Raw genomic sequence first — 12372 nt, 5'->3', positions numbered from 1 at the left:
GCGATCGCCAGGAGAAACCATGTCATCAAACTTGAGCCCTCAAAGTCCGATGCGACCACTCAGTGTTGGTAATGTCGTCAGCAGCGCACTTGTGCTGTACCGCTCTCATCTTAAGTTATATCTAGGTTTAGCTTTGAAAGCTTTATTATGGTGGTTCGTTCCAGTTTATGGCTGGGCAAAAGCCTCTATGATTAGTGCCCAAATTTCACGTCTGGCATTCAGTGAATTAGTCAATCAACCAGAAACTTCCAAAAACGTCGAGAGTCAGCTTAATCCCCGGATGTGGAGCTTTTTAGGAGCGAGAATTTTAGTTAATCTAATACTTTTTGGTGTCAATATAGGTATATCTATATTGTCAGCTTTCGTAGTTTTTATCCCAGCACTATTAATTACGTCAGTTTTCAGAGACAGTTCAGCATCAGGCTTACTCTCAAGTTTGCTGCAACTGGTGGTTCAACTCGCTAGCTTAGCTGGACAACTCTGGTTCCAGGCCCGCTTTCTTATTACAGATTTGCCGATTGCAATAGAAAACAATGTCGATGCTACGACAACAATTAGTCGGAGTTGGGAGTTAACGAAAGGTTCAGGCGTGCGAATTCAATTAATACTATTACTAGCCTATTTAATCACAATGCCTCTAGTTATAATCGCTTTCATCCCAGCGGTGGTATTGTTGATTCCATTTTTCGCTTCATCCCCATCCCAAGACGCTATTGTTTCCTTCGTTTCTTTAGTCATATTTTTGGTCATAGTTCTGGCTGTATTAGCTGGAATATTTATAATGCCATTTTGGCAAAGCATTAAAGCGGTTATCTACTATGACCTCCGCAGTCGTCGCGAGGGGCTGGGTTTGCAGTTAGGCGATGGAAGAGAATATTAAAGTCAGGGAGAGTGGCAGAAATATGAGCGACTGCACCTATCACAATTCGTTGGGAGAACTACTGGTAAATAGATATAGACAATTCATGTTTTTGTCGCAGCTTTTGAATCATTATCGTTAGGAAATTTTTACTCATGTCTCAAAGTTCTATACGTCCACTCAGCATTGGTAATGTTGTCAGCGCCGGACTTGTGCTATACCGTTCCAATCTCAAAACTTACCTTCAGTTGGCTATAACTGCCTATCTGTGGATTCTACTTCCTATATATGGCTGGGCGAAATATTCTGCCATCAATGGACTGATCTCACGCTTAGCTTTTGCCGAATTAATTAATAAACCTGAAAGTGTCAGTACTGCCCGCGATCGAATTGACTCGCGCCTGTGGTCATTTCTGGGTGTTGGCTTGGGAGTTGGAATTCGATTGTTTGGGCTTTACTTGTTACTCTACTTCGGATTGATTCTGTGTTTGATTCCGCTTATTGTTCTGCAAGGGCAAGTAGCAGGTGGCTTGATTGCTGCAATCGCTTTTCTCGTTGTCCTGGTGGTTGGGATAATTGCGATCGTTCGATTCTACTCCCGCTGGTTTGTAGCTGAGATACCGCTTGCAGTTGAAGAGGAGATCGCGAGTGGTAGAGATAGTATTCGCAGAAGTTATGAGTTAACTAAAGATTACGTTGGCAGAATCCAATATATTGTTGTTGTCGCTTTTGTGGTGACATTGCCAATCCAAATAATAACTGGATACATACCATCAATTTTTCAAGTTCGCACCGAACCAAATTCCACAGCTTACTGGACTGTTTATTTTATTTCTTTGGGCTTGAGTTTATTGGGCGGTGCAATAATAATGCCTTTCTGGCAGGCTATCAAAGCAGTCATCTACTACGATCTCCGCAGCCGACGAGAAGGGCTAGATTTGCAGTTAGGCGATCGCGATTTTTAACAGTCAATTTATTCACTGATAAGCTGTTAACTTTCCAAAGCGCTAGTTGTCTTATAACTCAAAACTCTGTACAGGCGGATTTAGCAGTGAAAAAAGCGTCGAAACAGAACAATACTCAACAAAACCCGCCCCTACAACTCAAAACTCAAAACTATCTATAATAGGCCATGCGCTTTTTTAATCGAGTCACGCTACAAACACCAGAAAGTGTAGAACTAGAGTTCACATTAGCAGGAATTGGCAATCGCGCCTTTGCCGTGCTGATTGACTATATTGTTTTATCCTTGACTCTGACCCTGTTCTGGATTGTCTGGGGCATATTGTCTATCCAGATAGTGAATTCCTTCGACAATCTGAATAATATCGGACTCTGGCTATTAGCGATCGCCCTTTTGCTCAACTTCTTTGTTTACGTAGGTTACTTTGTCTTTTTTGAGGTAATTTGGCAAGGACAAACACCCGGAAAACGTTATGCGAAAATTCGCGTAATTCGCGACGATGGTCGCCGAGTTAGTATCCAACAAGCGACCCTGAGAGCGTTGCTGCGACCTATAGATGACACCTTGTTTATAGGAGCATTTTTAATCATTTTGGGCAGTCGGGAAAAGCGACTGGGAGATCTGGTGGCAGGAACTATTGTAATTCAGGAAGAATATGTGGTTGCTGCCCTAAACTTCCCAATTTCTCAGCAGGCTCAAAAACTCGCCACAGATCTGCCGCAAATGGCAAACTTGTCCCTGTTACTACCTGATGATTTCGCTGCCATTCGCGAATATTTGCAACGGCGTGGCGAAATGACATCAAAAGCAAGATCTGAATTGAGTTTAAAAATGGCTCGTCAAGTTAGAAGTGCGATCGACCTAGCAAATCTGCCAGAGGGTTTGACAGCAGACGTATTTTTAGAAGCAGTGTATCTCGCTTATCAGCAGCAATCATCTACTTCTTAAACTACTTCCTTCTCCATGAAACTTGCAATCTTGAATGCTGCTTTACTGCTAGCTATTAATTTTCCGGTAGGTTGGGTTGAGGTAACGAAACCAAACAAGCCTTCTGTGTTGGGTTTCACTATCGTTCAACCTAACCTACAATCTATTCAAAGTCAGCCTACTATTTCCAATCTAACCGATGGCAATTATCGCTTTTGTAGCGAACCACCTTCTCTCGATCGCAACTTTGAAGAAGTAGGCTGGTGCTTTATCTTTCGCAAAACAGCAAATCGCGTAGTCGGCGAGTATTTTGCCGCACAAAAAGAACAAACAATCTGTATTACTGGCGTATTGAATAACAATACTGTCAGCGGTACGGGTTTAGAAAATTGGTACGGCTGGGATAAACCAGTCAGCTTAGAAGGTATTCCTGAAAGAGAATGGTGGGATTCCCCAGAAATAGGAGGAGGACGCTTAAAAGCTAGTCGTTTAAGTATTGTCAGTAGAAGCGATGATGCTAATAGCTATAGTGCTTGGATTCAATACAATAGTGTTTTGCTAAATCTCAATAAATTTCATCGTTATACTGCTGGAAATAGGTTACCACCCGTTAAATGTGAAACCAGTTAGGGTGGGCAATTGCCCACCACAATCCTAATGACCCAGCAGTTGATCTCGCAGATGCTTAACGCGATCGCGAAACTTCGCCTTGGAAGTAAGATCGATCGCGTCTATAATCTAAAAAATGAGATAATATAACTCAAAAGTCCACAGGGTAAATCACGTTCTAAAATGATCCCAGCAAGTAAAAGCCAATTACAGCAAGCTTTTCATACTCATCTCATCGCCTCTGGGCAAACAAAAGGTATTTCTTCTCACCTGCTGCTATTCTATGCCTCTGAATGCGGCCTTAAGAGTATTTGGCTAAAAACAACCAACTTAAAAACAACAGATGAACTTGGTGCTAGAGACCTGATCTCTAAATATGGTCATAATTTAGCTGCATGGCAAAAAGAACTTAAAATACCTGCCAATCAAGTTAAGGATACGCCCCGTTTCGATCTCGCCAAAAGTGGGTTAAATTTAGATATTTCAAAAGCTCATGAGGCATGGCGCTATAATATTTCTATGAAGTCGCAGGATCAAAAAGCACTGGTTGAGTGGCTGTCAAGTCTCTGTAATTGGATAAAGGAGAACATCGATCGATGATTCCATCAGATATTCGTCTTTACACTTGGGTTGACGTAGAAGAAGTCTTGCTAAGGGTTCAAGAGCAAAATAATTGGCCAGAATGGTTAGTTTGGGCTAGAGCTTACTGGGATGGATTAACAATTGGCATTCGTCCAGGTAATCAAGAACCAGCAGAAAATTGGCTACGTGAAATTTACGAACCTCGATTCCGAATTAGTTCACAAGGGGGAATATCAGAATGTTGGATTATTTTAGAAAGTGTGCCTGAAAATGAACGCATTCTACCAATTTATTTTGAGGAAACAGAAGAAGAACCACCCCTTCCAAAACTAACGCCCAGTTTATCCAGACCAAGTGTTATTTGGCCACCAAGTGAAAATATCCAATCTCCAGAAACTTTACCGCCTGACTTACCGCCAGTAGTCGCTTTTCATTCTTTCAAAGGAGGTGTTGGTAGAACAACCCATGCTCTAGCATTGGCACAAATTTTAACCGAAGAAAAACAGCAGGTTCTCCTGGTAGATGCAGATATGGAAGCACCAGGAATCAGTTGGGTTTTTGAGCGCAGATTGCCCAATCCACCTGTTTCTTTTGCTGACTTTCTCGCGCTAGTTCATGGCGATCCATCTCCCGACGCACAAACCGCAATTCAATTAGTAGCAGATCGGCTAGAAAGTGCTTTAATTGACAATATTTACATATTACCCTCTTTTCGTTCAAATAAGGGATTTATTTCTTTAGAAATTCGACCAGAGAATCTCATCCAAGGTGCTAAAAACCCTTTTATTATCACAGATATTCTTGCCAAGCTAGGGCAAACTTTAAGAGTGGATGTTGTCATAGTAGATTTGCGGGCTGGACTTTCCGAACTTGCCACAGGTTTAATTTTAGATCCGCGAGTTTACCGCGTCTTTGTTACCACATTAAGCGCACAAGCTATTTCAGGAACGATCACGCTTTTAGAACTGATTGGGAAAAAAGCACTTTCCACAAAAGACACAGAACCGTCACCTGCTTTAATTATTAGCCAAGTTCCTGAACAAGAGCAGGACAGCGATTTAGTAAGTGACACAGAATATAAACTGCTGGAAGCAGCTAAACCTTTTATATCAGAAGACCGGGAACCTGTTAGCATAATTACCTCATTTGCTGATAGTTTACTGGTTTTGCCTCCTACTTGGGAAGAAGTAATCACTCGCATCAAGGGATCTGGAATTCAGGATAAGATACGTCGCCTGATAGATTGGTTGCCAGTTCAGCGTGGCGAAACTGTTCAAGAAGATATTCCAAGTTTAAAGTCCCAAAGAGAACATCTCAGAGATATATCTCAACAATTAGTGTTTGCAGAGAATGCAGAAGTAAATGATTTTCTGCCTACAGTTCCTCTGCGGAACTTAGCTTCAGCTCACCGCCGTCGTCTTCCCATTGCGGTGATAGTTGGTGCAAAAGGTTCTGGAAAGACCTATACTTTTCTTCAGATTGTTCACAGAGAAACCTGGGAAAATTTTGCCCAAGATGCGGATGCAACTGAAGTTAATGCTAGTGGTTTGATCGCCCCTCTCCTGGAATCGAAAAATCTTAAAGATACTGCTAAGGATTTAGTCCGAGAAGTGCGAAAAAAAACAGCATTGGCTTTAGGGTTTGCTGAACCGCAAGATGCTAGCACGATTCGGGACTATATTAGAGAAGGTTGTCAGCTAAGCCTCCACGAAGGTCAGTGGCGCAATCGCTGGCTAGATGCGATCGCTTGGGGTGTCGGATTTCGTCCACAAGGAGAAGGTGCAGGCAAAGCATTAACAGAGCATTTACTAGCAGCAAAACAAAAACTGGTTATAGTAATTGATGGTTTAGAAGACCTATTCCAAAATTTTGCCAGTGACGAATCTCAACAGACAGCTTTACGCGCTTTACTTCAGGAAGTTCCAGAGTGGCTAAGTCAACAACCCGGTCTTCCTTTGGGTATTCTAATTTTTGTGCGTCGGGATATTCTACTTGCTGCTATACGTCAAAACGCTGCTCAAATGATGGCACGTTACGAACCTTATGCCTTAAAGTGGAATCGAGAAGAAGCTCTCAGATTAGTTGCTTGGGTAACTCAAATAGCAAACATCTGTCGCAACATCCATAGTGATAAACTTCAGGATATGAGCGAAGTAGATCTGACTGAAGCTTTAGTACCTTTATGGGGTGAAAGATTGGGAACCGATCGCTCTAAAGAACCGTCTTCAGCCAGATGGGTTATTGCAGCACTTTCAGATTTCAGGGGACAAATTCAAGCAAGGGACTTAGTACGCTTTCTACACTTAGCAGCAAAATGGTCTGTGAATGATGACCGCTGGCAAGATCGCATAGTAATTCCTAAAGCAATTAAGGGAGCATTGCCTGAATGTAGCAGCGAAAAAATAGAAGAAATTGAGGTAGAAAATACAGCCCTACAAAATGTCTTTGCTAAATTACGTGAATTGGGAGAAGACCACCGAAAAATACCCTTTACTAGAGATACCGTGCAATTATCACCAGAAGAAATGAAGATTTTAGAAGATAACGGTGTAGTTATTCTTGAAAAAGATGAATACTATATGCCAGAAATCTTCCGTTTGGGACTAGGTTTTTCTCTGACTGCTCCTGGACGTGCCAAAGTAATTACTCTGGCTCGCCGTGCTGAAAGGAAAAATTGACTTCAATGTTAATGACCTAACAGTAAGGTGGGCATTGCCCACCTTACTGTTAATGCCCCAACAATTTCTCTCGCAGATGCTTAACGCGATCGCGCAATTTCGCCGCCTCCTCAAAGTCCAACTTCTTCGCCGCCTCCTTCATCTGCGCTTCCAACTGGCTAATCAACTCTGGAATCTCATCTAAAGAAAGATCGTCCGCCTGTTGATATGCCACCTCCAACTCTTGCGTATTCAGCCGCCGCGAGACTTCTAGAGAAGCCAAAATCGAGTTTTTGGATTTTTTGATAATTGACTGAGGCGTAATCCCGTGCATCCGGTTGTATGCGATCTGAATACCGCGCCGTCGGTCGGTTTCGTCAATTGCTTTAATCATGCTATCCGTCATATTATCCCCATACAAAATAGCTTGTCCTCGCACGTGACGCGCCGCACGACCGATCGTTTGAATCAAAGAACGTTCCGCCCGCAAAAACCCTTCTTTGTCCGCATCCAAAATCGCCACCAAAGAAACCTCTGGCAAATCCAAACCTTCCCGCAACAAATTAACCCCAATCAGCACATCAAAATCGCCCGATCGCAACTCCTGTAAAATCTCAATTCGCTGAATCGAATTAATCTCCGAGTGCAAATAGCGCACCCGAATAGCTCTATCTTGCAAATACTCGGTCAAATCCTCCGCCATCCGCTTAGTTAAAGTTGTCACCAAAACTCGTTCTTTTAGAGCAACTCTCTCTTTAATTTCACCTAACAAATCATCAATTTGTCCTTCTGTCGGACGCACGAATAATTCTGGATCAAGTACACCAGTCGGTCGAATCACTTGCTGTGCGATTCGCTCCTCCGAAATTTCTAATTCCCAATTTCCAGGAGTAGCAGAAACGAAAATACACTGATTCACTTTTTCCCAGAATTCCTCGGCTTTCAGGGGACGGTTATCTGCTGCACTGGGAAGGCGAAATCCATGATCGATCAGCACTTTTTTCCGAGCTTGGTCGCCATTATACATCCCTCGAATTTGCGGTACAGAAACGTGAGATTCATCGATTACCAACAGCCAATCTTTCGGGAAATAATCGATCAAACATTCTGGCGGTTCTCCAGCAAGACGACCCGCTAAATGGCGAGAATAATTTTCCACGCCGTTACAATATCCGACTTCTCGTAGCATTTCCAAATCGTAGCGACTGCGCTGATCTAATCGTTGCGCTTCTAGTAATTTTCCATCTTTCTCCAATTCTGCCACTCGCTCTTTCAATTCTTGCTGAATAGCATCGCAAGCAGCTTCCAGTTTCTCGTCTGGCGTAACAAAGTGACGCGCTGGATAAATATTTATCGCATCTAAACTTTGGATAATTTCACCAGTTACTGGATCAACGTAGCGAATCGCATCAATTTCATCCCCAAAGAATTCGATCCGAATAATGCGGTCTTCGTAAGCGGGGCCAATTTCCAACACATCGCCCCGAACTCGAAACTTTCCTCGCCCCATTTCTGTATCGTTGCGATTATACTGCACCGTGGCTAAATCTCGCAATATCTGCCGCTGATTAATTTCTTCTCCCACTCGAAAAGGAATAGCCGCTTTCAGATATTCCGAGGGAATCCCTAACCCGTAGATACAACTGATGGAAGCTACCACAATAACATCGCGCCGCTCAAAAAGCGATCGCGTAGCTGAGTGGCGCAACATATCAATTTCATCGTTGATGGCAGCGGTTTTCTCGATGTAAGTATCGGTGACAGGCAGATATGCTTCCGGTTGGTAGTAATCGTAATAACTGACAAAGTATTCAACAGCATTATCGGGAAAGAATTCCCGTAACTCGTTACACAACTGAGCGGCTAGAGTTTTGTTGTGAGCTAGAACTAGAGTGGGTTTTCCCACCTTTTGAATTACCGAAGCTACGGTAAAAGTTTTTCCCGTACCCGTTGCACCTAGCAGGGTTTGGAATCGATTACCGCCGTGGATGTAGTTGGTGAGTTCGGCGATCGCTTGCGGCTGATCTCCCGTCGGTTTAAAGGTCGCTTGCAGGCTAAATTGCGTCATAACTTTTTTGAAGATATCTTGGCTCTTGATAACGACATTTGGTACGGGGAACTGCATTCTCAGGGTCGGAAAAAGTGGCATCTAATTTAAATATCGCGATCTAAATGCGTTAGATAAAATTATGGTATAATCATTTTCGGTAATTTGACTCTTCTTTATTATAACTGCTTTTCGGAACAACTTCAACATTTTGTATGTCTTGCAGCATATGCCGCTGGGATCAAAGGATATAGAGTAACAATATGCCTTCTGGGAGACGCCGATTCCCGTAAAATATTAATACATTATATATGTATTCGGAACAACAGTTGAACTTAATATTTAACTGTTGAAATCCAACCATAAAAAAGGAAAACTCAAATGAGTCTTGAAGAAAGAGCAAAAGCTACCGCAAAAAACATAGAAGGCAAAGTGCAAGAAGCAGTCGGTAATGTCACTGGCGATCCTGAAGATCAAGCCGCTGGAAATATGAAGCAAGCCGAAGCTCAAGTCCGTCACACCAAAGAAGATGTGAAAGACAAAGCTAAGGAAATCGTAGACCGAGCATAAACCTTTGCTTTAGCAAATGTCTAGTAGGGGAGAAGCATTCGGGCAGCAAATCTGGATTTACATGATAAATTATTGCCCGAATGTTTCGCTTTACCCCTACAGAGTTTCCACCGGGAAGGAAGTAAACCGATAAGGTATAGCAACCGCCAAGGTGGTTAGGACAACTCCAAGTCTTACCTTTGACCTTCCATCCCTTACTCTCTAACCCTCTTCCCTAGTCCCTAGTCCCTAGCTATAGCTGTATTTTTGGAGGAAATGGATGTGAATTTTCTGCAACAAAGCCGTAAGTTTTTGACCGCGCTAGTCTTGATTTTAGTGCTGACAGTTACCACTGCCTGCGGTGGCGTGTCCCAAGCTACCCAAAGGCCACAACTACCTGGATCGATCGGCAGCACTTATACGCAGTTGGAACGCGGTAGTACAGCGGCAGGTCAAAAATTTGGCGATTGGGCGGTTCAAACTGCCAACGGATTGGTTAAAGACGCATACGTGCGCGACAACAACAAATTGGGAGTTGTGATTACGCCGCAAGTAAAGGCAAATGAAGTGCAAACATTAGCGCGATCGCTTCTGCAAGGCTTTCACAAGAATTTCCCAAATCAAGATTTGAGCGTTCTCATGTACGCGCCTGATAAAAAACTGATTTTGACGGCTCGGTATGACGAGCAATCAAAACAGATTAAGTATCAATAAACTTGGCAATTTTTAATAAATAGGAGATCGGCAAAATGACTAGCAGCGAACAATACAAGCGTGAAATCATGAACGACTTGGCTGGTGGTAACGTCGAATCCATGAATGACGTACCAACTGACCCATCCAGAGAATACGACAACTTTGATGATTTTGCTCAACGTTCTACTGTAGATGAGCGCCGTCAATTGTTTGGTCGTTCTCTACATCCCGATCGCATTCCTCCCAGTGAAATGGACTCCGAACTCAAAAGTGCGATCGCCCAAATCAAGCCAAACGAACGCGATGACGTTGCGCGTGAATTCTTCAAGCGCTTAAAGGAACGCGGATTGAGCGATCGTCAGCTAGAGCAGCAGTTGGGACTTTCTACCCACCACGCCAGCCGCATGAGTGCAGACGATGTGAGCAAATTGGCTTCCTTCACCTATCACTCTCACCCAGACATTTTCCAAGACGTTCTGGCTGAAAAACCCGCCATCATGAAGTTTGTGAGTAATCCATTGGTTGCAGCTGTTGTTGGCATTATGGCTGCCAAGTGGCTGAGCGGTCGCCGGTCGTAAAAATTATTACCGTTTTGTGATAAAGGGAAAATCAGAGCGATCTACCAAAACTAGATCGCTTTTTCTTGTATTCGTTCTGTATTTCTTGACAGGAGTTTATATATTTATTTTTCTTTATATTTACTTCAAGATATTTATACCTCTATAATGTTTTTTAACTTAAACTCAGATTACAAGCAAAGTCGCTTAAGAATCCAGAGGTGTTAGACATGAGCGTTAGCAGCACTCCCGAACAGAAAGATACTGCCACAACGAGCCGCACCCGGAGTCAAAAGAGTGCCAAAACTAAACAGGAAAAGACTATGCCAGCAGATAGCGTGGAAACCAAAGACAGTCAAGATACAAATAATGGGTCACAACTCCTTGTATTGCCCGATCGGGAATCATCAGATGCTTCAGCGCTAGTTCCTTTACCGGGCCTCCTCGATCGCCCGATCGGCCCAAATAGCTTTGAAATTAGCGAAACATTCGTTAGTGCTGGCATTCGTCCCGTAGAAGCAAGCCATCACAAAGTTATTGAGACAGTCAATATGTCTGGGATTCGTCCCATCATGTCAAGTGATTTGCAAATTATCCACACAATTAACTTTTCTGGCATTCGTCCAGTTACCGCAAGTACTTTGAACATTACTGAAACCATGTTATCTTCTGGGCTGCGCCCGATCGCCTCTAATGATATTGACAGCGGTGTAGATATGATGGGTTTTCTGGATTAATTATTTGATAAACCCGGTTTCTCGAAGAAACCGGGTTTCTTTGTGTTTGTGCAGATTATTCAACTGTTTGCTTAGCACGATCGCTTTTTCTAGGATACTGTTATATACAATAAAAAAACCTCAGCTTTGTTCGTAGTAGGTCAAGAATTCCTCTCGCGACACACCTACCTGAGTACAGATTGCTCTCAATGTACCTGATTTGATTTGAGACTGGTTAGGCATCACCAATGGAGTTTCTGTTCCATCATCATTTTCTCGAACCATGACAATATGTTCGCGTTCTCGAATTATACGAAATCCCAATAGCTCAAATGCCTTGATGACTCTTCTTTTAGAAGCATCGACAGGAAACTTAGGCATTAGATAGCCACCTCTGCTTCTGTCAAAAAAACTTCGATTACTGGTGGTTCATCTTCCAGCATCTCTGTGCCAAATACCTCGATATAGCAGTTAATAGCTGACTTGACATCGGCTAAGGCTTCCGCATAAGTGTCACCTTGACCAACTACAGCCCCTTTAATACCAAGGGGATAAGCCACATAACCATCGGAATGCTTTTCTACAATGATTTTGAATTGTATCATATAATCATTTCCTCATTGCTTAAATCCTATCATAAATATCATGACTTGATATTGTCGTTAAGATTTTGGTAGCAAACACAGGATTACCATCGTGTTGTGCAATTGCTACAACCTCTTGGCTGAATTCGGCTAATTTAGCAAACAGCAAATCTTTCCCATCACCTGCTATGCTTTTTTGAGCGATCGCGTAACAAGCTTGGTTAGCAGAAATAAATTTCAGATTAGTTTGAGCAACCAAATTATTATCTACATTTTTGTCGAAACTCAAGATCAGAGCGATAAATTGTTGTTGTTCTTCTTTGGTGAGCGATCGATCGAACAACACCATATAGCTATGCTGGGTAATACCGTTGCCTATAGTTTGGCGATCGATCGGACGAATAGTTAGATCGTTGATAGTATATTTAGGTTTCATTTATCTTTCTCGGTAAGGGCTAAACTCGGCTCGTTCATTCAAAAAATCAAAAGCATTTAGAGAAAACCATACCTGCTGTGCAGCAAACTGCACGTTAACAATTGGCACAGTTATAACCACGATTTCTGTAACTTTTTCGATAAAATGGGGCGTACCCTTTTCATAGCATAAACCTGACCGTTCCATTCT

Annotated in this window: 15 protein-coding genes; 10 read left to right on the top strand and 5 right to left on the bottom strand. The window is 42.7% G+C overall.

The window, feature by feature from the left end; genetic code table 11:
- Window positions 1-19: 19 nt before the first annotated feature.
- The 6 genes from LAY57_RS12860 (at window position 20) to LAY57_RS12835 (ending at window position 6619) form a co-directional block, all read left to right on the top strand.
- Window positions 20-880 carry a hypothetical protein gene (locus tag LAY57_RS12860; protein ID WP_249067114.1) on the top strand — a complete coding sequence of 287 codons (861 nt, stop codon included), beginning with the start codon at window positions 20-22 and terminating at the stop codon, window positions 878-880.
- A gap of 134 nt (window positions 881-1014) precedes the next feature.
- On the top strand, window positions 1015-1824 hold the full coding sequence (locus LAY57_RS12855; RefSeq protein WP_249067113.1) for a hypothetical protein: 810 nt from the start codon (window positions 1015-1017) through the stop codon (window positions 1822-1824).
- Between the two features lie 167 nt (window positions 1825-1991).
- The gene (locus LAY57_RS12850; protein ID WP_249067111.1) at window positions 1992-2771 is read left to right on the top strand and encodes an RDD family protein; all 780 of its coding nucleotides are present in this window, start codon (window positions 1992-1994) and stop codon (window positions 2769-2771) included.
- A 15-nt stretch (window positions 2772-2786) separates the two neighbouring features.
- Window positions 2787-3380, top strand: a complete 594-nt coding sequence (locus tag LAY57_RS12845) for a hypothetical protein (RefSeq protein WP_249067109.1) — start codon at window positions 2787-2789, stop codon at window positions 3378-3380.
- Window positions 3381-3542: 162 nt separating this feature from the next.
- Complete coding sequence (locus tag LAY57_RS12840) at window positions 3543-3959, top strand: hypothetical protein (RefSeq protein WP_249067107.1); 417 nt, start codon at window positions 3543-3545, stop codon at window positions 3957-3959.
- Entirely contained in the window at window positions 3956-6619 is a 2664-nt protein-coding gene (locus LAY57_RS12835; protein ID WP_249067104.1) for a ParA family protein, read from the top strand. Before LAY57_RS12840 ends, LAY57_RS12835 begins: the two co-directional genes overlap by 4 nt.
- A 49-nt stretch (window positions 6620-6668) precedes the next feature.
- Here the strand turns inward: LAY57_RS12835 and uvrB are convergent, their stop codons facing one another.
- The gene (gene uvrB, locus LAY57_RS12830; RefSeq protein ID WP_249067157.1) at window positions 6669-8666 is read right to left on the bottom strand and encodes an excinuclease ABC subunit UvrB; all 1998 of its coding nucleotides are present in this window, start codon (window positions 8664-8666) and stop codon (window positions 6669-6671) included.
- 360 nt (window positions 8667-9026) lie between these two features.
- Between uvrB and LAY57_RS12825 the strand changes: the two genes are divergently transcribed.
- From LAY57_RS12825 to LAY57_RS12810, 4 genes are all read left to right on the top strand, one after another.
- Entirely contained in the window at window positions 9027-9215 is a 189-nt protein-coding gene (locus LAY57_RS12825) for a CsbD family protein (protein ID WP_249067102.1), read from the top strand.
- 255 nt (window positions 9216-9470) lie between these two features.
- Entirely contained in the window at window positions 9471-9908 is a 438-nt protein-coding gene (locus tag LAY57_RS12820; protein WP_275993924.1) for a hypothetical protein, read from the top strand.
- Window positions 9909-9943: 35 nt separating this feature from the next.
- Window positions 9944-10468 (top strand): hypothetical protein, encoded by a 525-nt coding sequence (locus LAY57_RS12815; protein ID WP_249067099.1) that lies wholly within the window; start codon window positions 9944-9946, stop codon window positions 10466-10468.
- Between the two features lie 209 nt (window positions 10469-10677).
- Window positions 10678-11184, top strand: a complete 507-nt coding sequence (locus LAY57_RS12810) for a hypothetical protein (protein WP_249067098.1) — start codon at window positions 10678-10680, stop codon at window positions 11182-11184.
- A 120-nt stretch (window positions 11185-11304) separates the two neighbouring features.
- On the opposite strand, the gene LAY57_RS12805 is transcribed toward LAY57_RS12810, so the two are convergent.
- Genes LAY57_RS12805 through LAY57_RS12790 form a run of 4 tightly spaced genes read right to left on the bottom strand, consistent with a single transcriptional unit; the run spans window position 11305 to window position 12369 of the window.
- Window positions 11305-11544 carry a type II toxin-antitoxin system HicA family toxin gene (locus LAY57_RS12805; RefSeq protein WP_249067096.1) on the bottom strand — a complete coding sequence of 80 codons (240 nt, stop codon included), beginning with the start codon at window positions 11542-11544 and terminating at the stop codon, window positions 11305-11307.
- Window positions 11544-11768 (bottom strand): type II toxin-antitoxin system HicB family antitoxin, encoded by a 225-nt coding sequence (locus LAY57_RS12800; protein ID WP_249067095.1) that lies wholly within the window; start codon window positions 11766-11768, stop codon window positions 11544-11546. The genes LAY57_RS12805 and LAY57_RS12800 overlap by 1 nt, the downstream gene beginning before the upstream one ends.
- 19 nt (window positions 11769-11787) lie before the next feature.
- On the bottom strand, window positions 11788-12183 hold the full coding sequence (locus LAY57_RS12795) for a hypothetical protein (RefSeq protein WP_249067093.1): 396 nt from the start codon (window positions 12181-12183) through the stop codon (window positions 11788-11790).
- Window positions 12184-12369 (bottom strand): hypothetical protein, encoded by a 186-nt coding sequence (locus LAY57_RS12790; protein WP_249067091.1) that lies wholly within the window; start codon window positions 12367-12369, stop codon window positions 12184-12186.
- Window positions 12370-12372: the final 3 nt, after the last annotated feature.

The sequence above is a fragment of the Argonema antarcticum A004/B2 genome, assembly GCF_023333585.1.
In the GTDB taxonomy this organism is placed as follows: domain Bacteria; phylum Cyanobacteriota; class Cyanobacteriia; order Cyanobacteriales; family Aerosakkonemataceae; genus Argonema; species Argonema antarcticum.
This window is presented reverse-complemented; position numbering and strand designations above follow the sequence as displayed.

Bases quoted from the DNA above. Each gene is read 5' to 3' on its own strand.
- LAY57_RS12860 (WP_249067114.1), top strand. From the start codon at position 20: ATGTCATCAAACTTGAGCCCTCAAAGTCCGATGCGACCACTCAGTGTT.
- LAY57_RS12855 (WP_249067113.1), top strand. From the start codon at position 1,015: ATGTCTCAAAGTTCTATACGTCCACTCAGCATTGGTAATGTTGTCAGC.
- LAY57_RS12850 (WP_249067111.1), top strand. From the start codon at position 1,992: ATGCGCTTTTTTAATCGAGTCACGCTACAAACACCAGAAAGTGTAGAA.
- LAY57_RS12845 (WP_249067109.1), top strand. From the start codon at position 2,787: ATGAAACTTGCAATCTTGAATGCTGCTTTACTGCTAGCTATTAATTTT.
- LAY57_RS12840 (WP_249067107.1), top strand. From the start codon at position 3,543: ATGATCCCAGCAAGTAAAAGCCAATTACAGCAAGCTTTTCATACTCAT.
- LAY57_RS12835 (WP_249067104.1), top strand. From the start codon at position 3,956: ATGATTCCATCAGATATTCGTCTTTACACTTGGGTTGACGTAGAAGAA.
- uvrB (WP_249067157.1), bottom strand. From the start codon at position 8,666: ATGACGCAATTTAGCCTGCAAGCGACCTTTAAACCGACGGGAGATCAG.
- LAY57_RS12825 (WP_249067102.1), top strand. From the start codon at position 9,027: ATGAGTCTTGAAGAAAGAGCAAAAGCTACCGCAAAAAACATAGAAGGC.
- LAY57_RS12820 (WP_275993924.1), top strand. From the start codon at position 9,471: ATGGATGTGAATTTTCTGCAACAAAGCCGTAAGTTTTTGACCGCGCTA.
- LAY57_RS12815 (WP_249067099.1), top strand. From the start codon at position 9,944: ATGACTAGCAGCGAACAATACAAGCGTGAAATCATGAACGACTTGGCT.
- LAY57_RS12810 (WP_249067098.1), top strand. From the start codon at position 10,678: ATGAGCGTTAGCAGCACTCCCGAACAGAAAGATACTGCCACAACGAGC.
- LAY57_RS12805 (WP_249067096.1), bottom strand. From the start codon at position 11,544: ATGCCTAAGTTTCCTGTCGATGCTTCTAAAAGAAGAGTCATCAAGGCA.
- LAY57_RS12800 (WP_249067095.1), bottom strand. From the start codon at position 11,768: ATGATACAATTCAAAATCATTGTAGAAAAGCATTCCGATGGTTATGTG.
- LAY57_RS12795 (WP_249067093.1), bottom strand. From the start codon at position 12,183: ATGAAACCTAAATATACTATCAACGATCTAACTATTCGTCCGATCGAT.
- LAY57_RS12790 (WP_249067091.1), bottom strand. From the start codon at position 12,369: ATGGAACGGTCAGGTTTATGCTATGAAAAGGGTACGCCCCATTTTATC.